Raw genomic sequence first — 22078 nt, forward strand, 5'->3', positions numbered from 1 at the left:
AATACACTAAAATGGCTGAATTAAATACCGGCGACGGTGGTGGTGGCAAAGGTGGAAAAGTAAGAAGTAAAAAGCAAAATTCAAAAGTAGATTTAACTGCTATGGTGGATTTGGCATTCTTATTGATCACATTCTTTATGCTTACTACTACGTTGTCTAAACCTCAATCCATGGATTTAGCTTTACCAGATAAAGAAGATAATCCTACGGCTAAAAATGACGTTAAAGTTGATGAAAATCGTACGATGACTATTTTGATGGGTGCTAATAATAAATTGATTCGATACGTAGGTATATTGGCTACTCCTGTTGCAGGAGGAGCTCCTAAAGATTTTGCTTATGGTAAAGAAGGGATTCGTAAAGAATTAATTTCAAGAAAGAAATTAGTTTTGGAATACTCTGCTGCTAAAGGAAAACCAAAAAATGGAATCATTGTAATTATCAAACCAAGTAAGAAATCAAACTATCGTAACTTGGTAGATGTATTAGATGAAATGGCAATTGTTGGAGTTGATACTTATGCAATTGTTAATGAAATTACACCAGAAGAACAGAAATTGTTAGAAGGAAAATAAGAGCAATCTTATGACTCAATAACCTAATAACTAATAAAAATGAAATTAGATATATATAAAAAGCAGTGGCTTGATATCGTATTTGACGGACGTAATAAACTTTACGGAGCTTATGAGTTGCGAAAATCAAATCCAAAAACGATGTGGAGATCACTTGCATTAGGGTCTTTGGTTTTTGCTCTTTCTGTAAGTGCGCCAATGATTGCTAGTTTAATTCCAGATTCATCTGCTGATGATGAGGCTTTAAATGTAAAATTAACTGCAATCAAATTGCCACCTAAGAAAGAAAAACCGAAAGAAAACCTTCCACCACCTCCACCACCTCCACCAAAAGTGGATCAAGTGAAATTTGTTAAGCCAGTAGTGGCTAAAGCTGAAGAGGTAACAGAAGATCCACCAAAAATTACTGAAATAAAAGACAAGAAAATTGGTAGTGAAACTATAAAAGGTGACCCAGATGCTGAATTAACTGTTGAACCAGTAGGTACTGGAACTGCAGCTGTAGTTGAAGAAGTTGATAACACTATTTATAATACTGCAGGTATTGAAGTGAAACCTGAATTTCCAGGTGGAATGGAAAAATTCTACTCGTATGTAGGTAAAAATTATCAGGCTCCAGAAGAAGAAGGTTTGAAAGGTAAAGTTTATGTGACTTTTGTTGTTGAAAAAGACGGGTCTTTAACAGATATTAAAGTAATCAGAGATATTGGTTATGGAACTGGAAAAGAAGCAATTCGTGTTTTAAACAAATGTCCAAGATGGAATCCAGGAGAACAAAATGGTAAAAAAGTTAGGGTTCTTTACTCTCTTCCTATTACTATACAATCTGCGGAATAATGATTAAAAACTTAATTGATAGTTTTCAGAAGAAATCGCTTAAAGAGCGATTTCTTCTCGTTATAGGAATTTTGTTTTTTCTTGTTTATTTAGTTTTAGGTTTATTTATTATCTTTATGAAGAATTTCCCTATTCAAATGCAATCTAGCTATAGAATTGCTTTTGGCGTTGTTCTTATTGTATATTCATTTATTAGGTTTGTACGAATTATTAATGATAATAATAATTAGACTATGAAAAATTTTGCAAAACTTCCGTATTTTATTTTTATTTCTTTTATCGTTTTATTTTTTGCTTGTAACCAATCTAATGGACCAAAAAGCAATAAAGAAACAATACTTAAAGGATCAACAACAATTTTGGTAGATGAAACATTGAAGCCAATTGTTGAAGATCAGATAGAAGTGTTTGAAAGTCGTTACGAGGCTAAAATTAAACTAGATGCTAAATCTGAAAGCGAAGTTATTCGTGCTTTTGTTAAAGATACTGCTAGTATAGCTGTTTTGTCGAGAACGTTGACTAATGAAGAAATGAAAGTTTTTGATAATAAAAAGATTGCTCCAAAAGTAACTAAGTTTGCTATTGATGCTATTGCATTTATTACCACTAAAAACGATAATGATACTTTAATTGCTTTACAGGATGTAATTGCATTCATGAATGGTAATTATAAAGGAACAGCTATCAAAGGATTAGTTTTTGATAATCCAAATTCAAGTACTGTTCGTTATATGAATACTCTAGCGGGACTAAAATCAATCCCTCAAAAAGGAGTTTTTTCATTTAAAACAAACGACGAAGTAATTAAATTTGTTTCTCAAAACGAAGGAATGGTTGGTATTGTTGGAGTTAACTGGTTGTCGCAACCTAGTCCAGCGATGCAAGAATTTGTTGAAAAAGTTACTATTTTAAGTGTGAAAGGTCTTTCGGACTCAAAATACTATTCGCCTACTCAGAATAATATTGCTGAGGGTAAATATGCTTTGGCACGTGATTTGTATATAATCAATTGTCAAGGATATTCTGGTTTAGGAATGGGGTTTGCATCTTTCGTAGCGGGTGATATTGGTCAAAGAATAGTTTTGAAATCAGGATTATTACCAGTTAAAATTCCTCCTAGAAAACTTAATATCAGAAAACAAATCAACAAGGATAAAAAATAAATTAATTATATTAAAGATGAATAAATTTAAAATTTTTGGGATAGCTCTAATAGCATCGGTTTCAATTAGCCATGCTCAGGATATAAACCAAGCAAAAAAAGCAATTGATGCCGAAAAATTTGAAGAGGCAAAGTCGATCTTAAAATCGATTATTCAAACAAAACCATCTAATGGAACGGCTTCGTTTATTTTGGGAAATATATATCTTACACAAAGTGTTGAGGATTCAGCATCAATCTACTTTCAAAAAGGATTGACTGGTAATGAAGGAGCTAAGCTAAATTATATTGGTTTGGCGCAAATGGATTTAGAAAAGAGTGACCTTGTTGGTGCTCAAGCTAAATTTGCTTTGGCAACAAAAGATATGCGTAAAAAAGACGTTGAAGAATATGTTTATATTGCTAGAGCTTATATGAATGTTTCTAAACCAGATTATAAAAGTGCTATTGCAACTTTAAATCGTGCGGTTATAAACAATCCACTAGATGCTCAAGTGCAATTAGCTTTAGGAGATGCTTACTATGGTGATAGCAAACAAAATGAGGCTTATGTTGCTTATAGAAATGCATTTCAAGCAGACAATTCATTGTTAAGAGCAAAAATGCAATTAGGTGTTTTGTTAAAAGGTGCTAAATCTTATGACGAAGCTTTAAAAGCTTATAACGAAGTTATTGCTATTAATCCTAACTACGGTCCTGTTTACAGAGAACTAGCTGAAACATATTATAAAATAGCAAGAAATAAGCCTTCAAAAGGACCTGAGAATTTAAAAACAGCTATTGGATATTACGAAAAATACATGAGTTTGACAGATTATTCTATTCATTCTAGAATGCGTCGTGCGGATTTCTTAATACTTGTTAAAGATTATGCTGCTCTTGAAGTTGAAGCAAACAAGATGAAAGAATTGGATAAAGTAAATCCTAGAATTTTCCGTTATTTAGGATATTCTGCTTATGAGAATGGTAATATTGATGTTGCTATTAATTCTTTGGAAACTTTTACAAGTAATCCAGCAAATAAAATAATTGCAAAAGATTTCTTATATCTAGGTTTGGCAAAAATTAAAAAAGGAACAAGTGCTGATGGTTTGTCTATAGATCCTATTGCATTTAATGCAGGTTTTGCTGATATCAAAAAAGCTATTGACATGGAGCCTTTAGCAGTTGAAGACTTAAATGAAATTGGTAAAAAATTATTTACTCAAAAACTATACAAAGAGGCTGCTTCAATTTTTGAATTAGGTACTGCTAATGTAGATTCTAAAAATTATTTAGATGACAATGTATATTTAGGATTAGCACTTTATTATGCAAACAACAAAAAAGATGTAAAACCAGATCCTATTGCTTTACAAAAAGCAGATGATGCTTTTGCTAAAGTTTTGGTTGCTTCTCCAACATATTATGAAGCATATCTTTTTAGAGCAAGAACTAATAGTTTGCTTGATAACGATCCATTAACTATAAAATTCTATGATGCTTATGTGGCAGCCGTTACTGAAAAAGGTGCTGATGAATTAGCTAAACCAGCGGTAACTAAAAAAGTTATAGAAAGCTATAATACTATTGGAGCTAGTTATGCTAATACTGATAAAGTTAAAGCAATTGAGTATTTCAATAAAACATTAACTATTGATCCTACTAATGCGTATGCAACTGCATCGTTGAAAACGTTGAAATAGTAATATTCAAAATTTTTTAATAAACCGATAGTCTTATGGCTATCGGTTTTTTTTATAGAAATAATCAAGAGTTATTATTCATTAGAATTATGTTTATTCATATTCCATAAGCATTTTGTAATTGACTATCTTTGCGCTTTAAATTATTAGAATGTTATCAAAAGAAATACAATTAGAGGTTAATAAAGGAGCTATGCTTCCTTTGATGGAAGAATTTTATACCATTCAAGGTGAAGGATTTCATACAGGAACAGCGGCTTATTTTATTCGTATCGGTGGTTGTGATGTAGGTTGTCATTGGTGTGATGTTAAGGAAAGTTGGAATGCAGAATTGCATCCTCCAACAAGTGTTGAAATGATTGTTGCTAATGCAGATAAGTATGCAGATACTATAGTTGTTACTGGTGGAGAACCTTTGACTTGGGATATGACGTTGCTTACGCAAAAATTAAAAGATAAGAATTTAAAAGTTCATATTGAAACTTCAGGAGCCTATCCGCTTTCTGGTACTTGGGATTGGATTTGTCTTTCGCCAAAGAAAAACAAATTACCAACACCTACTGTTTACGAAAATGCAGATGAATTGAAAGTGATTATTTATAATAAACATGATTTTATTTTTGCTGAGGAGCAAGCTGAAAAAGTCAACAAAAATGCTATTCTATTTCTGCAACCAGAATGGAGTAAAAAGGATGAGATGACTCCGTTAATTGTTGATTATGTAATGAATAATCCGAAATGGAGAGTGTCCTTGCAAACTCATAAATATTTGAATATTCCCTAATAAAAAATCCCAAACATTTGTTTGGGATTTTTTATATAAATCAGGATTGATAATTACCAGCCTTTTCTATTTTTTAATTCTGTAATATGAGCTAAATGATGGTTACCATGCCAAGCATAAGTACCAATAATTTCTTTTAATTGATATTCTTTGTTGTTTTCAGGATGAATAAAAGATCTGTTTAAGTCTGACTCAGAAAAGCTTTTCATTAAATAAGCCAATCTAAAATGCAATCCCTCCAAAAAAGATAATGTAGGTTCAATAGGCATAGTTAAATTGTCATGTAACTCAGCCCATAGATCTTCGTGATAAAATTTTATTACAGGTTTGTTTTCTGTCAATGCCCATTTAATTCTAATGAAGCAATTCATGTGGCTATCTGCACAATGATGAATTACTTGTCGAATAGTCCATCCATCTTCACGATATGGTGTTTCAAGTTGTTTAGGTGTTAATTGAAATACTTCTTTTTTTAGTCTTTCTGGAAAAGACTCGATTTCTGCTATTCTTTCCGATAAATAAGCTGTGGAATAATTTTCAGGTGCTATAAATTTTCCAATTGGGTATTTAAGTTTTTCTAATGCGGAATTTTCCATATTGATTTTTCTTAGGGTGTATTTAATAATTTTTTATAATGATAATTTAGCTAAATAATCATAATGTTCTCCTTCAAGAATTAATTCGCATTGTAAACCATTTGCAAAAGCAGCATTTTGTAATGTATTATAATCAAGATAAAGCCATGGAAATTCATCCTCAGTTTCGTTTTTGTAGCGTATTTTAAAAGTTAATTCTCCATAGTAATTGTCGCCTGGAATCCATTTTCCACCATCTTCATCATTGTCGAACATATAAATTATATCTGATGAGTCAATTAGTATTTGGCCATTTGGGTTCAATAGACTTTTTAGCTTTTGTAAGTAGTTGGCAGTTTCTTTTAAGGTACCAAAGATGCCTGTGCCATTCATTAACAATAAAATGGTGTCAAATTTTTCGTTTTCTAATGAAAGAATATTTTGAACTTTTACTTTTTCTAAACCTCTAAGGGTACAAGCTTCTATTGCATTTTTTGAAATGTCTATCGCTGTGACATCAATGTTTCGCTCATTTTGTAAATACAAGCTATGGCTTCCTGCTCCACAACCTACATCTAATGTTCTCCCTTTTGCAAGTTGCAATGCTTTTTGTTCCAATTTTGGCATTTCATTATAGGAACGAAATAAATAGGCTACTGACATTTCATCTTCTTCCGAAATAGAGGTTTCAGTAATTAAGTCTTCAGGAGAATTATTAGTTTGATAATCGAGTATGGCTTTTCCAAAAAGGTCTTTCATAATCATTGCGAGGAACGAAGCAATCGCTCCATATTTTAGTTATTAATATAGAAGTTGTTTACTTTTGCATAATATTTTAAACCTGAAACTTGAAACAAATTTTAAACAATCTTCCTAAAGAGGCCAAAGATAAGCATATCGAAAACAAAAAGTATTTTGATAAGTTAAAAAAGAAGACGCCTAAAAATATTGATTACGTTATGCAAGAATTGCATGAAGCAGAATTCAAAAAAACGGATTGTTTGAAATGTGCCAATTGTTGTAAAACAACGGGGCCATTATTTACTTCTGCAGATATCGAACGTATATCAAAACATTTGAGACAAAAACCGCAACAGTTTATTGCGCAGTATCTGCGTATTGATGAAGATAAAGATTATGTTTTACAATCTGTGCCTTGTACTTTTCTAGATGCAGATAATACTTGTTTTATTTACGATGTTCGCCCGAAAGCTTGTCGAGAATTTCCACATACGGATCGAAAAAAGTTTCAACAGATTACGGATATAACTTTGAAAAACGTAGCAATTTGTCCAGCTGCTTTTAATATTGTAGAGAAAATGAAGAAAAAAATGCCATTATAAACAGTGTAATAGAACTAGTTTGCTACTATGATTTAATATATCAAATATTTCTTTCTGATTTCTTTAAACGTTTCAAGTCCTAGTTTCCAGCTTTTTCTTATTTTTCTTTCTGACATGCCTTCTTCGATTTGTTGTTGAAGTGTTTTTGTTCCGGCTAATTTTGTAAAAAAGGGATTAAAGAACTTTGTCTTGTCTTCGGTTGAGTTATATGCTTTTAACAACCATTTTAATTCTAATTCATGCAGTTTCGAATGTGAGGATAAATCTTCCCCAAAACATTCTATTCCATTATATACTGGATTTTTTGCACCTTGATTTGGACTTGGAGTAAAACTAAAGTTGCTTTTTGGTAAATAAGGCGAACCGTAAATCTGAAATTGTTTTTCTGTACCACGACCTACACTAACATTTGTCCCTTCAAAAAGGCATAAGCTAGCGTAAAGATTTATGGATTGATCATTTGGTAAATTTGGAGAAGGCTTGATTGGTAAGTGATAAAACATATTTCTATTGTAATATACACAAGGAATTATTGTTAGATTACATTGAATGCTGTTTTTTAGCCATTTTTCACCATTTATCATTTGGGCATATTCACCGATAGTCATTCCGTATAAAACGGGAACTGGATGCATTCCTACAAAACTTGTATATATAGGTTCTAGTATAGGTCCATCAATACTACTTCCGTTCGGATTAGGTCTATCAAGTATTAGTAAAGGAATGTTGTTTTCTGCACAAGCTTCCATTACATAATGTAAGGAGGAAATATAGGTGTAGAATCTGGCTCCTACGTCCTGAATGTCAAAAACCATGATGTCTATTCCTTCTAGTTGAGAAGGTTTTGGTTTTTTATTATCGCCATAAAGAGAAATAATTGGCAGGCCAGTTTTAGAATCTTTACCATCTGTTATTAATTCACCTGCATCAGCAGTTCCTCTAAATCCATGTTCAGGGGAAAAAATAGTTTGAATTTGTATTTTCTTTTCTAAGAGGAAGTCTACAAGGTGTATTTGAGTTTTTTTGTATGCAAAAGCATTCTTGTTGTTGTAGTCTGTTATTGTAATAATGCCTGTTTGATTTGTTACAACCCCAATTTTTTTGTCTTTCAACAGTGGGAGGTAAGCATTATAATTGTCAGCTCCAGTTTTGCTGCTTAAAGTAAAATTTGTTTCGCTTTTTAGTAATTCTTCTTTTGAATAAACAGTAGTGGCAATTGTGTCCGAAGTGGAGCTCCAGTTTGGTTTGGTTTTTTTATTCAAAGAACTGGAACAAGAAGTTGAGGCGATTATCAAAAAGGGGAATACTAATATTTTTTTTAAAAATGAGAACATATGGAGTTATTAATAAAATTAATGTTGATTAGTGTAATTCGTGTTTTAACTGTATTTTTGGAGCAAGCAATTAAACCCCAAATTAGAAAAGTAATAACTTGAATTTAGAATACTTCATAGCTAAAAGACTTATAACTGCTAAAGATTATAAAAGTAGTATATCTGCACCAATTATAAAAATTGCTATTTCGGCAATTGCTATTGGTATGATTATGATGATTGTCTCAGTTGCAACAGGTGTTGGATTGCAACAAAAAATCCGAGAGAAAGTTTCAGCGTTCAATGGTCATATCATTATTTCTAATTATGACAACAACCAATCTGAAGTTACATTAGTCCCAATAGCCAAGAATCAAGATTTTTATCCAAAGTTCAAATCAGTCTCTGGTATAAGTCATGTTCAGGTTATTGCTAGTAAAGCTGGAATTATTAGAACAGAAAATGCTTTTGAAGGAATCATATTCAAAGGAGTGGATAAGGATTATCAATGGGATAATATAAAAGAGTACCTGATTTCCGGAAAACTTCCTGATTTTTCTAAAGGAGTTAATTCTGATGTTCTAATTTCGCAGTTCCTTGCAGATAGACTTAATCTTAAAGTTGGGGATTCATTCAATACTTTTTTTATAAAAGAAGATCAAGGGCAATTGCCCAATATCAGAAGATTTAAAATAACGGGTATATTTAATTCCGGATTTCAGGAATTTGACGCAACCTATATAATAGGAGATATTCGTCATATTCAACGAATAAATAAATGGAGTCCTAACGAAGTAGGCGCATTTGAGGTTTTTGTTTCTGATTTTAATAACATCAAAGCTAAAGGGGAAGAAGTATACGAACAAACATCTTCGACTTTAGATACAAAAACGATAATCGAAAAGTATAGCTACATCTTTGAATGGCTTCAATTATTCGATTTTAATATTATTATCATATTAGTGGTGATGATTTTGGTAGCTACTATAAATATGGTAGTAGCATTATTAGTGCTGATTTTAGAACGAACCCAAATGATAGGGATACTCAAAGCATTAGGGGCTAATAATTGGTCAATAAGAAAAGTATTTTTATACAATGCGTTTTATTTAATCATAAAAGGACTATTTTGGGGAAATCTTATCGGAATCTCTTTACTGTTAATTCAGCAATATTTCGGATTAATTAAACTCAACCCCGAAAACTATTATGTCAATCAAGCGCCAGTTTACTTTAGCCTAGGATATATTCTGCTTCTTAATTTATTGACGGTTGCAGTTTGTTTCCTAGTATTATTGATTCCTTCCTATATAATTACAAAAATTTCTCCAGTCAAAGCAATACGCTACGATTAATTATTATTGCGTTCCTATATATAAGGTAAAGGCTAATCTTTAAAAAAGGATTAGCCTTTACCTTATATATAGGTCGGGCTATTTGCTACAAGTCCTCGTCAAGTTTCGTTTCTCTTCACTTTCCTGTGGGCTTTTCGCTGCTATCCCTAACGCGAATCGGTATTTATCTACAAATTTTGCTGCCAACGTTAGTTTTTTCGGGCTTTGGTATGAATTAAAAGCTTAAAACAGGTTTGGATTATCTCGTTTTGCAATGCGGTAAAGAGTTGTGTTTTCAATCCGAACAGGATTATAATTGGCTATAAGTAAGAAAGTCTTTACTGAAGCCGAAAAAAGATTACATTGCAAAAAACGAGTAATCAGGGAGTTAAGGATAAAGGATTAAAAAGGGCAAAAAAAAGGTTTTAAAAAGCTTGTAGAAGTGAATAAGTATTGTACTTTTGCACCCGCAAACAAGTTCACTGAACACTTATAACAATAAGAATATGGTGAAGTAATGACGCAGACGTTCTTCGATAAAATGACAAGATTGATTAAGAATTTAAATTTCGAAAGAAATAAAAAAAAGATTAAAAAAAGCTTGTGGAATTAGAAAAGAGGTTGTAGTTTTGCACCCCGCTAAAGTAGCGAAGTTCATTGAAATGCTGATAAGAAAAAGAGGAGAAACGAAAAATAAAATTTTTCTAAAAAAACTTCAAAAATTTCTTGCCAGTTAAAAAAGAATTTCTACTTTTGCACCCGCTTTGAGATACAAGCGAAACAATAAGAAGACACGTTCCTAGACATATTGAATTGACAGCCGTTTTGAAAGAGATTTCAAGACAAATAATAAGAGTAATAGAATCGTAAGATTAGAATTAACCACTAGAGATTTGAGTCGCATAATACTTAGCTTAATTTATTAAGCAAACAATATACGATGAAGAGTTTGATCCTGGCTCAGGATGAACGCTAGCGGCAGGCTTAACACATGCAAGTCGAGGGGTATAGTTCTTCGGAACTAGAGACCGGCGCACGGGTGCGTAACGCGTATGCAATCTACCTTTCACAAAGGGATAGCCCAGAGAAATTTGGATTAATACCTTATAGTATATATGAATGGCATCATTTATATATTAAAGATTTATCGGTGAAAGATGAGCATGCGTCCCATTAGCTTGTTGGTAAGGTAACGGCTTACCAAGGCTACGATGGGTAGGGGTCCTGAGAGGGAGATCCCCCACACTGGTACTGAGACACGGACCAGACTCCTACGGGAGGCAGCAGTGAGGAATATTGGACAATGGGCGCAAGCCTGATCCAGCCATGCCGCGTGCAGGATGACGGTCCTATGGATTGTAAACTGCTTTTGTACAGGAAGAAACAGTTCTACGTGTAGAACCTTGACGGTACTGTAAGAATAAGGATCGGCTAACTCCGTGCCAGCAGCCGCGGTAATACGGAGGATCCAAGCGTTATCCGGAATCATTGGGTTTAAAGGGTCCGTAGGCGGTTAGATAAGTCAGTGGTGAAAGCCCATCGCTCAACGGTGGAACGGCCATTGATACTGTCTGACTTGAATTATTAGGAAGTAACTAGAATATGTAGTGTAGCGGTGAAATGCTTAGAGATTACATGGAATACCAATTGCGAAGGCAGGTTACTACTAATGGATTGACGCTGATGGACGAAAGCGTGGGTAGCGAACAGGATTAGATACCCTGGTAGTCCACGCCGTAAACGATGGATACTAGCTGTTGGGCGCAAGTTCAGTGGCTAAGCGAAAGTGATAAGTATCCCACCTGGGGAGTACGTTCGCAAGAATGAAACTCAAAGGAATTGACGGGGGCCCGCACAAGCGGTGGAGCATGTGGTTTAATTCGATGATACGCGAGGAACCTTACCAAGGCTTAAATGTAGTTTGACCGTTTTGGAAACAGAACTTTCGCAAGACAAATTACAAGGTGCTGCATGGTTGTCGTCAGCTCGTGCCGTGAGGTGTCAGGTTAAGTCCTATAACGAGCGCAACCCCTGTTGTTAGTTGCCAGCGAGTCATGTCGGGAACTCTAACGAGACTGCCAGTGCAAACTGTGAGGAAGGTGGGGATGACGTCAAATCATCACGGCCCTTACGCCTTGGGCTACACACGTGCTACAATGGCCGGTACAGAGAGCAGCCACTGGGCGACCAGGAGCGAATCTACAAAACCGGTCACAGTTCGGATCGGAGTCTGCAACTCGACTCCGTGAAGCTGGAATCGCTAGTAATCGGATATCAGCCATGATCCGGTGAATACGTTCCCGGGCCTTGTACACACCGCCCGTCAAGCCATGGAAGCTGGGGGTGCCTGAAGTCGGTGACCGCAAGGAGCTGCCTAGGGTAAAACTGGTAACTAGGGCTAAGTCGTAACAAGGTAGCCGTACCGGAAGGTGCGGCTGGAACACCTCCTTTCTAGAGCTTGAATGTTAGTTACTCAAGTAACACTTTCAAGAAAGAAGACAAAAAATTGAAGTGCATTTAATAGTGCGTTATATTACTCTTGCTGTTAGTTCAAATAATACAAATTTTAAGTAAAACAGAGTCTCGTAGCTCAGCTGGTTAGAGTACTACACTGATAATGTAGGGGTCGGCAGTTCGAGTCTGCCCGGGACTACTATTTAACTTAAGATAAACGGAAATTTTAGAAGTATGAGTATGAATTACCATTAATTCAAAATTCAACATTCATAATTTAAAATTAGAAATGGGGGATTAGCTCAGCTGGCTAGAGCGCCTGCCTTGCACGCAGGAGGTCATCGGTTCGACTCCGATATTCTCCACGATTTTAGTCATAAAGCCTAAAGTCATAAAGTTCAAAGTGTTTCACTTGACGACTTTCGACTATTGACATTCGACTAAAAAAAGTTCATTGACATATTGAGATAAGAAAATATTAAAAAGTAGAAAGCAGATTTACTATTTAATAGTAAATCGAAACAAAACGGTCGTAATTGATTTTACGATTGGTACAATAAGCAAAATAAGGGCGTATGGGGGATGCCTTGGCTCTCAGAGGCGATGAAAGGCGTGATAAGCTGCGAAAAGTTACGGGGATTGGCACACACGATACGATCCGTAAATACCTGAATGGGGCAACCCACTATGTTGAAGACATAGTACACCGATAGGTGGGCAAACCCGCTGAACTGAAACATCTAAGTAGGCGGAGGAGAAGAAAACAAAAGTGATTCCGTAAGTAGTGGCGAGCGAACGCGGATTAGCCCAAACCAATGTTGTTACGGCAATGTTGGGGTTGTAGGACCACGACATTTCTTGCACAAAGAATTAGAATCTACTGGAAAGTAGAGCCAAAGAGAGTGATAGCCTCGTATAAGTAATAAGTGTAAAGGATAGTGGTATCCTGAGTAGGGCGGGGCACGTGAAACCCTGTCTGAATTTGGCGGGACCATCCGCTAAGGCTAAATACTCCTGAGAGACCGATAGTGAACCAGTACCGTGAGGGAAAGGTGAAAAGAACCGTGAATAACGGAGTGAAATAGATCCTGAAACCATACGCTTACAAGCGGTCGGAGCCCTTTCGTGGGGTGACGGCGTGCCTTTTGCATAATGAGCCTACGAGTTAACGTTGCTGGCAAGGATAAGTGGTTAAGCCACGGATCCGTAGCGAAAGCGAGTCTGAATAGGGCGCTTTAGTCAGTAGTGTTAGACGCGAAACCGTGTGATCTACCCATGGGCAGGATGAAGCTGTGGTAACACACAGTGGAGGTCCGAACCGGTTGACGTTGAAAAGTCTTCGGATGACCTGTGGGTAGGGGTGAAAGGCCAATCAAACTCGGAAATAGCTCGTACTCCCCGAAATGCATTTAGGTGCAGCGTTATGCGTAAAGTTATATAGAGGTAGAGCTACTGATTGGATGCGGGGGCTTCACCGCCTACCAATTCCTGACAAACTCCGAATGCTATATAATGTTTCATAACAGTGAGGGCTTGGGTGCTAAGGTCCAAGTCCGAGAGGGAAAGAACCCAGACCATCAGCTAAGGTCCCCAAATATATACTAAGTTGAAAGAACGAGGTTTGTCTGCCCAGACAGCTAGGATGTTGGCTTGGAAGCAGCCATTCATTTAAAGAGTGCGTAACAGCTCACTAGTCGAGCGGACGAGCATGGATAATAATCGGGCATAAGTATATTACCGAAGCTATGGATTTGTAATTTATTACAAGTGGTAGGGGAGCATTCTAACAGGGTAGAAGGTGTATCGTAAGGTATGCTGGACTGGTTAGAAAAGAAAATGTAGGCATAAGTAACGATAATGCGGGCGAGAAACCCGCACACCGAAAGACTAAGGTTTCCACAGCTATGCTAATCAGCTGTGGGTTAGTCGGGACCTAAGGCGAACCCGAAAGGGACAGTCGATGGACAACGGGTTAATATTCCCGTACTACTGTTAACTGTGATGGGGTGACGGAGTGATGAAAGTACCGCGAACTGACGGAATAGTTCGTTAAAGCACCTAGCTATAGGCTCTATAGGCAAATCCGTAGAGCTTGGTGAAATGCGATAGTACTCGGCGTCTTCGGACAAAGAGATAGTGTACCTAAGGGCTTCCAAGAAAAACCTCTAAACTTCAGGTTAATAGTACCCGTACCGCAAACCGACACAGGTAGTCGAGGAGAGAATCCTAAGGTGCTCGAGAGATTCATGGCTAAGGAATTAGGCAAAATAGACCTGTAACTTCGGGAGAAAGGTCGCCAGCGCAAGCTGGCCGCAGTGAAGAGGTCCAGGCGACTGTTTATCAAAAACACAGGGCTCTGCAAAATCGTAAGATGAAGTATAGGGCCTGACACCTGCCCGGTGCTGGAAGGTTAAGAGGAGATGTTATCTTCGGAGAAGCATTGAATTGAAGCCCCAGTAAACGGCGGCCGTAACTATAACGGTCCTAAGGTAGCGAAATTCCTTGTCGGGTAAGTTCCGACCTGCACGAATGGTGTAACGATCTGGACACTGTCTCAGCCATGAGCTCGGTGAAATTGTAGTAGCGGTGAAGATGCCGCTTACCCGCAGTGGGACGAAAAGACCCTGTGCACCTTTACTATAGCTTAGTATTGACCTTGGATAAATGATGTGTAGGATAGGTTGGAGACTGTGAAGTGGCGTCGCTAGGCGTTGTGGAGTCATTGTTGAAATACAACCCTTTGTTTATCTGAGGCCTAACCCCGTAATTCGGGGGACATTGCTTGGTGGGTAGTTTGACTGGGGTGGTCGCCTCCAAAAGAGTAACGGAGGCTTCTAAAGGTTCCCTCAGTACGCTTGGTAACCGTGCGTAGAGTGCAATGGCATAAGGGAGCTTGACTGAGAGACATACAGGTCGATCAGGTACGAAAGTAGAGCATAGTGATCCGGTGGTTCCGCATGGAAGGGCCATCGCTCAAAGGATAAAAGGTACGCCGGGGATAACAGGCTGATCTCCCCCAAGAGCTCATATCGACGGGGGGGTTTGGCACCTCGATGTCGGCTCGTCACATCCTGGGGCTGGAGAAGGTCCCAAGGGTTGGGCTGTTCGCCCATTAAAGTGGCACGCGAGCTGGGTTCAGAACGTCGTGAGACAGTTCGGTCTCTATCTACTGTGGGCGCAAGAAATTTGAGTGGATCTGATTCTAGTACGAGAGGACCGAATTGGACAAACCTCTAGTGTATCTGTTGTCCCGCCAGGGGCACCGCAGAGTAGCTACGTTTGGAAGGGATAAGCGCTGAAAGCATATAAGCGCGAAACCCACCACAAGATGAGATTTCTTTTAAGGATCGTGGGAGATGACCACGTTGATAGGCTATAGATGTAAAGGCAGTAATGTCATAGTCGAGTAGTACTAATAATCCGTAAGCTTATGTACGCTTTTCCCCGGGGTAACCCGGGGGAGAAACTTTCTAACTAATTTTTTTCTTTATCTCAGTATGTTAAGATATTATTTTAATTATGAATTATCAATTGTTAATTATTAATTAAAAAGTTACCTCAAGTAACAACGACCTTAAGGTGGTTATTGCGGCGGGGCTCACCTCTTCCCATCCCGAACAGAGTAGTTAAGCCCGCCTGCGCAGATGGTACTGCAATTTTGTGGGAGAGTATGTCGTCGCCTTTCTTTATCGAACCCCAACCTTTTCAGGTTGGGGTTCTTTTTTTTTATCAGTACGACCTGTTCGCAAGCTCGGTTCGTCGCCTTTCTTTAAAATCCCCTTCATCAAGCCATGAAGGGGGTTTTGTTTTAATGCTATTTATTCTCTTGAGAGGAGAAATAAATATATGTTTATTTTTATTCAATAATGTACTCACCTCTATTTCTGTTTTTCAAATATTACTTAGTATAATTTTTTGCTAGTAATTTATTACAATTTTGTATTGAATTTGAATAATTACATAGAAAAATAATAATTCTATTAAATTTTAGTAAGTTTTATCGGGATAAAGTTATATTTTTATTTTTTTTAAATTATCAGGCGTTTTTTTTAAATTATTAATCTTTAAATTCATTTTATGAAAAATAAATTACTTTTATTCTTGTTGTTTAATTTTTTAATAGGAAATAAATTAATTGCAAAAAATTTAGAGAATGATAAGAAAGTTATTGAAGTTGATATAAATAAAAACACACATCGTTTTATTTGGGATACAATAAAAAAGAGTACTAAAAAAAATAGAACATCAAGAACATCAAGAATATCGGCAATATTACCATCGCCTATAGTATTTGCTGGAAGTTCTTGTGGTGATGGAGTAACATCTGTACAAGTTAATCTTTATGCAAATGGTTTAAATAACACAGAAACTATAGAGTGGTTTACTAGCCAAACAACCATAAAACCAGTATTTACAGGTACTAATTTTAGCCCAAGTATTAGTAAAACGATTACTTATTATGTACAAAGTCGTTTAGGAAGTGATGTTAGTATTCGTGTCCCTGTAGTAGCATCCGTTTATGTGGCTCCTCCAGCGGTTACTTTGACATCTTCTCCTGCAAACAATGAGTCTACTCCATTATGTGTTGGTACGCCAGTTACTTTTACAGCAACAGGTGGCGGTGATTTATTTGAGTTCTCTGTTGATGGAGTTGTAATGCAATCAATGTCAACCAGCAAAGTATTTACAACAACTACATTGACAGATGGTCAAGTGGTTCGTGTTCGCTCAAGATATAAAGTAAATTTTGATGGTGCAATTTCAGAAAGTGCATGGGGAACAGCCGCTTTAGAGGACAATGTTCTATCCGCTCCATTATCTGTAAATGCTTTGGGCGGATATATAAATTCCATTAAAATAAGTCCGACAGAGGATAAATTAGTCTTTGGTATAGCTGGAAGAATAATTAATAATAGAAAAATTTTATTATTTCTGGACACAAAGTCTGGTGGTTTTAACATTTCAAATTATGGTGATGAAAATGGATCGCTTCCTTTTGTTAATGCCTTTAATTTCTTCAATGATAATCCAAGTACTTTTGATTCTTATTTTACTGCGGATTATTGTATTGCTATTTCGACAGATGTTGGTGAAACCACTTTTTCTGCAGATGTCATTGAACTAAAAACGGGTAATTCCATTAAGACCTTTTTAGGTAATGCAGTCACTGGTATACCAACTGCTGTAATGGGAGTAAATAAAAATAACACAGGGATTAATGATTATAATCTTGGCTTTGAAGTAGAAGTTTTGAAATCATTAATTGGTTATACTAATGGTGATATTAAATTTTTTGCCTTAACAATGCAAGATGATGATGGTAGTAATTATAATGTTACTAATTCTTTTTTAAGTCCAGAAAGAACATCTAATTTAGATTACGGAAGTGCTGCGATTGATTATAATACTAAGGACCCAAATCCAGTTGTTGTATCTTCATCTGCATTGACACCATGTTATTCTGAGTCAAGTATTACAATGAATTTTGTCGAAAAACCGACTGTAGCAACTGTTGGTACAAGCCAATTCAACTGTACATTGACTAGTAGCTCACTTGGTGGAAACACTCCAGTAATTGGTTCGGGGAAATGGACATTAAAATCTGGTTCTGGTACAGTACTATTTAGTGATGCTAATTCTGGATCTTCTATAGCAACAGTTAGTGCAGCAGGTTCTTATGTTTTTACTTGGACAATATCAAATGGTTTATGTGATCCCTCTTCAGCTGATATTAATGTAGATTATGCGGTAACACCACCACCAATTGTTGCTTCAGTCAAACAGCCAACATGTTCTGTTACTACTGGAAGTGTTTTGTTTTCAGGACTTCCTTCAATAGGAACTTGGACAATAACTCCCTCGGTAGGAACTGCTGTGACAGGATCAGGGACATCTTATGAATTTGAAAATTTGTTAGCAGCAACAAGTTATTCCTTTACTGTTACTACTGAAAACACATGTGTTTCGGTTCCCTCGGTTCAAGTAACTATTAATGAAGTACCGCTTCCTCCAGTTGTTCCAACTACAATTAGTGTCGTGCAGCCGACTTGTTTAGTGCCTTCTGGAACAATTTCGATAGCAACACAAACAGGGGTTGAATATAGTTTAAACGGTACTACTTATCAAAACTCAAATATATTTTCAGGATTAACTCCAAATTCATATACTTTATATGTTAGAAAGCTTGCTGATGCAACTTGTTTAGCACAATCTGTTTCTGTAACAACTATTAATCCATTGCCAGTGCCTCCAGTTGCGCCAACGACCTCAAGCATTGTACAACCAACTTGTGCTATACCATCAGGAACCATTATTATAAATACTCAATCAGGAGTTGAGTATAGTTTGAATGGTATAAACTATCAAAGCTCTAATACGTTTTCAGGATTAGCTCCTAATTCTTATACTTTATATATAAGAAACCTAGGTGATACTACTTGTGCTATACAATCAGCATCAACAATAACCATTAATGCTTTACCAATTCCACCTGTTGTTCCAACTAGTTCAAGTGTTGTACAACCAACTTGTTTAGTGCCATCTGGGACTATTGTTATAAATACACAAACAGGAGTTGAATATAGTTTAAATGGTACAATCTATCAAAGTTCAAATACTTTTTCAGGATTAACACCTAATACTTATACTCTTTATGTTAGAAATATTGCAGACGCAACTTGTGCTATGCAATCGATATCTGTAACAACTATTAATGCAGTCCCATTAGTTCCTAATATTCCAATGGCAATAAATGTTGTGCAGCCTAATTGTGCAACCCCATCTGGAACAATTACTATTGAAACTCAAACAGGAGTTGAATATAGTCTGAATGGAACTACTTACCAATCTTCAAATATTTTTTCAGGATTAGGGCCAAATGATTATACTTTGTATGTTAGAAACATTGGAGATGCAACTTGTATGGTTTCTTCGGCATCAACAACAAAAATTAATTTACTTCCATTAGTTCCAATAGTTACAACTACAAGTATTGTGCAGCCAACCTGCGCCATACAATCAGGTACAATCGTGGTCACGTTACAAAACGGAATGGAATATAGTTTAGATGGAGTGACCTATCAAGCCTCAAATGTTTTTTCTGGTTTGGTACCTAACGATTACTTATTGTATGTTAGAAATACGGCTGATTTTAGTTGTTTAGCCATATCTACATCAACAATAAAAATTAATCCAATACCGACGCCACCGCTTATTCCAACCTTGTTAAGTGTAGTTCAACCTATTTGCGAAAAGCCATCTGGAACAATTACAATCAATACGCAGGTTGGGGTTGAATATAGTTTGAATGGAATAAATTATCAAGCTTCAAATGTTTTTGCAGGATTATCACCTAACACATATACATTATATGTTAGAAATAGTGCCGATCATACATGTTCAGCTCAAAGTAGTTCAGTAATAATAGTTGATCCGCTACCTTTGTTGCCATTAACGCCTACTTTATTATCCGTAAATCAGCCAACATGCTTTGAGCCTTTCGGTAAAATAGTAATTAATGAGCAACCAAATGTTCAATATAGTATTGGAGGAGTCTATCAGGATAGCAATATATTTGAAAATGTAGCACCAGGAAATTATGTATTAAGTGTACGATTTAAAAGTAGCATAGCCTGTATATCTATAGGTGCAAGCCAAACAATCAATCCTATTCCAATTGAAATTCAGTTTGAAATCTCAGGTGATTGTGTGAATAAAGAATATATACTTACGGCTAATCCATTAGTGAATTCATATAATCCTAATGCTGTAAGTTACCAATGGAAAGATAAAGATGGGTTGACTGTAGGGACAAATAGTAATGTGCTTAATGTGTCTAATCTGATTTCATCAAATGTTGTTAACGATATTGTATTTCCGATTTCATATACCCTAAAAATTACTTCAACAGATACAGGATGTGAAACATCTAGTAGTGCTACTGTTGAATCTATTTATTGTAATATTCAAAAAGGAATTTCGCCAGATGGCAATGGATTAAATGAATATTTTGACCTAAGGTTAATGAAAGTTGAAAAACTTGAAATATTTAATAGATATGGAGTGAGGGTTTATGATCAAAGTAATTATACAAATCAGTGGAAAGGACAATCTAATAATGAAGAAGAACTTCCAGATGCAACATATTATTATGTTATAAAAATGGATAATGGGCAAACAAAAACAGGTTGGATTTATTTAATTAGAGAAAAATAATAAATACTATTTTATATATAGCCACAGGGTTTACTTGTAAAATGAATAAAACAAATAGATATGAATAAAATATTTTTAACTTCTCTTTTAGTTTTTATATGCTGTAGTGGTATAAAAGCGCAGCAAAATCCTCATTATACTCAATATATGTATAATATGAATCTTGTAAATCCAGCTTACGCAGGATCAAAAGAGAGTATTTCTTTTGGACTTCTATATAGAAAACAATGGGTAAATATAGAAGATGCTCCAACTTCTTTTACTTTTTCTGGTCATTCTCCAGTGGGAGATAATGTTGGGATTGGATTGTCTTTACTCTCAGATAAAATAGGACCTGTAACGGAACAAAATGTATTTGGAGATTTCTCTTATACCTTAAAATTAGGAGCCACTCAACGATTGGCCTTCGGAGTAAAAACTGGCGTGTCCTTTCATAAAGTTGGTTTGAGGGATATTCAATCTAGTTTACCAGACCCAACAGACGGTATTTTTGGAACCGATATAAATGATGCCTCATTTAATTTTGGAACAGGAGTTTTTTATTACGCCGATAAATATTATGTTTCTTTCTCGTTGCCTAATTTAATTAAAACGGCACATTTAGATTATAACGGAAGAGAATATGGTACTGATGTTTCTCATTATTTTTTAACCGCTGGATATATTTTTGATATTAATAGCGACTTAAAATTTAAACCTTCTTTTATGCTTAAATCCGCATTTAAAGTATCTCCATCATTAGATGCATCAGCCAATTTTTTATACAAAGAAAAATTTGAAATTGGAGCTACCTATAGATTAGGGGATAGTTTTGGAGGTATGATAAATTTTGCAATTGCTCCTGAATTGCGCATTGGATATGCATATGATCATGTCGTTTCTGATTTAAGATATACATCGTCATCATCTCATGAATTTATTCTTTTGTATGATTTGTTTTCTGCGAAAAAAGTATCACGTTCTCCAAGATTTTTCTAATATTTAACAATCAAGAATAATGAAAAAAAATACCATTTTATTGATTTTTGTTTTAGTAAGTATTTCGATTACTGCTCAAAATAAAAACACAAGTAAAGCAGATAAATTATTTGATAGTTATGAATACACGCAAGCTGTAAATGAATATCTCAAATTGGTTACAAAAGAGGATTCTGATGTGTATGTTAGTAAACAACTCGCGGAATGCTATTATAATATGTATAATACGGTAGAAGCAGAGAAGTGGTTTAGAAAAGTAATTCAATCTCAATCTAAGCAAAATCCAGATACTTATTATAAATATGCACAAGTGCTTAAATCTAATGCTAAATATGTAGAGTCTGATGAGCAAATGAAAATATTTTCAGGAATGACAGCTAATGATCAAAGAGCTATTAATTTTAATAAAAATCAAAATTATCTACAAGAGTTAAATAATAAACAAAGACTTTTTGATGTAACTGAAATTTCAATTAATTCTCCAAAATCCGATTTTGGAGCTGTTCTTTATGGTGATGCGCTTTATTTTGTTAGTTCTAGGAATGAAAGCAATAAATTATATGGATGGAATAATGAGCCCTTTTTAGATATTTATAAATCAACATATAATGCAAGTAAAGGTTCTTATTCGTCACCTACTTCTGTTGATGAATTAAATACAAAGTTTCATGAAGGGCCAGTTTCTATAACTAAAGATGGGAACGTAATCTATTTTTCAAGCGAAAGTTTTAATGAAAATCTATTCAACAAAGACAAAGTAAAAAAATAAAATTTGGGCAGGTAAATATTTATAAAGCTAGTAAAGAAAATGGCAAATGGGGATC

13 protein-coding genes, 2 tRNA genes and 3 rRNA genes are annotated in these 22078 nt (G+C 35.5%); 15 read left to right on the forward strand and 3 right to left on the reverse strand.

Annotated features, from left to right (window positions below):
- Positions 1–11: 11 nt before the first annotated feature.
- The 5 genes from C8C88_RS08035 (at position 12) to C8C88_RS08060 (ending at position 5043) form a co-directional block, all read left to right on the forward strand.
- The gene (locus tag C8C88_RS08035) at positions 12–575 is read left to right on the forward strand and encodes a biopolymer transporter ExbD (RefSeq protein WP_121337608.1); all 564 of its coding nucleotides are present in this window, start codon (positions 12–14) and stop codon (positions 573–575) included.
- 39 nt (positions 576–614) lie between these two features.
- The gene (locus C8C88_RS08040) at positions 615–1412 is read left to right on the forward strand and encodes an energy transducer TonB (protein ID WP_121337609.1); all 798 of its coding nucleotides are present in this window, start codon (positions 615–617) and stop codon (positions 1410–1412) included.
- Between the two features lie 233 nt (positions 1413–1645).
- Positions 1646–2575: a PstS family phosphate ABC transporter substrate-binding protein gene (locus C8C88_RS08050; protein WP_121337611.1), complete on the forward strand. Its 930-nt coding sequence runs from the start codon at positions 1646–1648 to the stop codon at positions 2573–2575.
- A gap of 16 nt (positions 2576–2591) precedes the next feature.
- On the forward strand, positions 2592–4259 hold the full coding sequence (locus C8C88_RS08055; protein WP_121337612.1) for a tetratricopeptide repeat protein: 1668 nt from the start codon (positions 2592–2594) through the stop codon (positions 4257–4259).
- Positions 4260–4410: 151 nt separating this feature from the next.
- On the forward strand, positions 4411–5043 hold the full coding sequence (locus tag C8C88_RS08060) for a 7-carboxy-7-deazaguanine synthase QueE (RefSeq protein ID WP_121337613.1): 633 nt from the start codon (positions 4411–4413) through the stop codon (positions 5041–5043).
- Positions 5044–5096: 53 nt separating this feature from the next.
- Here C8C88_RS08060 and C8C88_RS08065 read toward each other — a convergent pair whose 3' ends face one another.
- Positions 5097–5639: a YfiT family bacillithiol transferase gene (locus tag C8C88_RS08065; RefSeq protein WP_121337614.1), complete on the reverse strand. Its 543-nt coding sequence runs from the start codon at positions 5637–5639 to the stop codon at positions 5097–5099.
- A gap of 33 nt (positions 5640–5672) precedes the next feature.
- Entirely contained in the window at positions 5673–6377 is a 705-nt protein-coding gene (locus C8C88_RS08070; RefSeq protein ID WP_121337615.1) for a bifunctional 2-polyprenyl-6-hydroxyphenol methylase/3-demethylubiquinol 3-O-methyltransferase UbiG, read from the reverse strand.
- Between the two features lie 89 nt (positions 6378–6466).
- Here C8C88_RS08070 and C8C88_RS08075 point away from each other — a divergent pair, with 89 nt between their 5' ends.
- Positions 6467–6961 carry a YkgJ family cysteine cluster protein gene (locus C8C88_RS08075; RefSeq protein WP_121337616.1) on the forward strand — a complete coding sequence of 165 codons (495 nt, stop codon included), beginning with the start codon at positions 6467–6469 and terminating at the stop codon, positions 6959–6961.
- A gap of 32 nt (positions 6962–6993) precedes the next feature.
- Here C8C88_RS08075 and C8C88_RS08080 read toward each other — a convergent pair whose 3' ends face one another.
- Positions 6994–8295 (reverse strand): exo-beta-N-acetylmuramidase NamZ domain-containing protein, encoded by a 1302-nt coding sequence (locus tag C8C88_RS08080; protein WP_121337617.1) that lies wholly within the window; start codon positions 8293–8295, stop codon positions 6994–6996.
- Positions 8296–8393: 98 nt separating this feature from the next.
- On the opposite strand from C8C88_RS08080, the gene C8C88_RS08085 reads away from it, so the two are divergent.
- The 9 genes from C8C88_RS08085 (at position 8394) to C8C88_RS12975 (ending at position 22023) form a co-directional block, all read left to right on the forward strand.
- Positions 8394–9629 (forward strand): ABC transporter permease, encoded by a 1236-nt coding sequence (locus C8C88_RS08085; RefSeq protein ID WP_121337618.1) that lies wholly within the window; start codon positions 8394–8396, stop codon positions 9627–9629.
- Positions 9630–10545: 916 nt separating this feature from the next.
- Positions 10546–12059: ribosomal RNA gene (locus tag C8C88_RS08090) — 16S ribosomal RNA — on the forward strand.
- Positions 12060–12187: 128 nt separating this feature from the next.
- Positions 12188–12261 (forward strand) — tRNA-Ile (locus C8C88_RS08095).
- A gap of 92 nt (positions 12262–12353) precedes the next feature.
- Positions 12354–12427, forward strand: a tRNA-Ala gene (locus tag C8C88_RS08100).
- A 189-nt stretch (positions 12428–12616) separates the two neighbouring features.
- A 23S ribosomal RNA gene (locus C8C88_RS08105) occupies positions 12617–15498 on the forward strand.
- Positions 15499–15637: 139 nt separating this feature from the next.
- Positions 15638–15747 (forward strand): 5S ribosomal RNA (rrf, locus tag C8C88_RS08110).
- The 16S, 23S and 5S rRNA genes sit together here with 2 tRNA genes alongside, the layout of an rRNA operon.
- A 392-nt stretch (positions 15748–16139) precedes the next feature.
- Positions 16140–20276 (forward strand): gliding motility-associated C-terminal domain-containing protein, encoded by a 4137-nt coding sequence (locus C8C88_RS08115; protein WP_121337619.1) that lies wholly within the window; start codon positions 16140–16142, stop codon positions 20274–20276.
- Between the two features lie 60 nt (positions 20277–20336).
- A complete protein-coding gene (locus C8C88_RS08120; RefSeq protein WP_121337620.1) occupies positions 20337–21254 on the forward strand; it encodes a type IX secretion system membrane protein PorP/SprF in 918 nt (305 codons plus the stop codon).
- A 19-nt stretch (positions 21255–21273) separates the two neighbouring features.
- Positions 21274–22023: a tol-pal system YbgF family protein gene (locus C8C88_RS12975; RefSeq protein WP_233549320.1), complete on the forward strand. Its 750-nt coding sequence runs from the start codon at positions 21274–21276 to the stop codon at positions 22021–22023.
- Positions 22024–22078 lie beyond the last annotated feature (55 nt).

It is taken from the genome of Flavobacterium sp. 123 (assembly GCF_003634825.1).
Taxonomy (GTDB): Bacteria; Bacteroidota; Bacteroidia; order Flavobacteriales; family Flavobacteriaceae; genus Flavobacterium.

Bases quoted from the DNA above. Each gene is read 5' to 3' on its own strand.
- C8C88_RS08035 (WP_121337608.1), top strand. From the start codon at position 12: ATGGCTGAATTAAATACCGGCGACGGTGGTGGTGGCAAAGGTGGAAAA.
- C8C88_RS08040 (WP_121337609.1), top strand. From the start codon at position 615: ATGAAATTAGATATATATAAAAAGCAGTGGCTTGATATCGTATTTGAC.
- C8C88_RS08050 (WP_121337611.1), top strand. From the start codon at position 1,646: ATGAAAAATTTTGCAAAACTTCCGTATTTTATTTTTATTTCTTTTATC.
- C8C88_RS08055 (WP_121337612.1), top strand. From the start codon at position 2,592: ATGAATAAATTTAAAATTTTTGGGATAGCTCTAATAGCATCGGTTTCA.
- C8C88_RS08060 (WP_121337613.1), top strand. From the start codon at position 4,411: ATGTTATCAAAAGAAATACAATTAGAGGTTAATAAAGGAGCTATGCTT.
- C8C88_RS08065 (WP_121337614.1), bottom strand. From the start codon at position 5,639: ATGGAAAATTCCGCATTAGAAAAACTTAAATACCCAATTGGAAAATTT.
- C8C88_RS08070 (WP_121337615.1), bottom strand. From the start codon at position 6,377: ATGAAAGACCTTTTTGGAAAAGCCATACTCGATTATCAAACTAATAAT.
- C8C88_RS08080 (WP_121337617.1), bottom strand. From the start codon at position 8,295: ATGTTCTCATTTTTAAAAAAAATATTAGTATTCCCCTTTTTGATAATC.
- C8C88_RS08115 (WP_121337619.1), top strand. From the start codon at position 16,140: ATGAAAAATAAATTACTTTTATTCTTGTTGTTTAATTTTTTAATAGGA.
- C8C88_RS08120 (WP_121337620.1), top strand. From the start codon at position 20,337: ATGAATAAAATATTTTTAACTTCTCTTTTAGTTTTTATATGCTGTAGT.
- C8C88_RS12975 (WP_233549320.1), top strand. From the start codon at position 21,274: ATGAAAAAAAATACCATTTTATTGATTTTTGTTTTAGTAAGTATTTCG.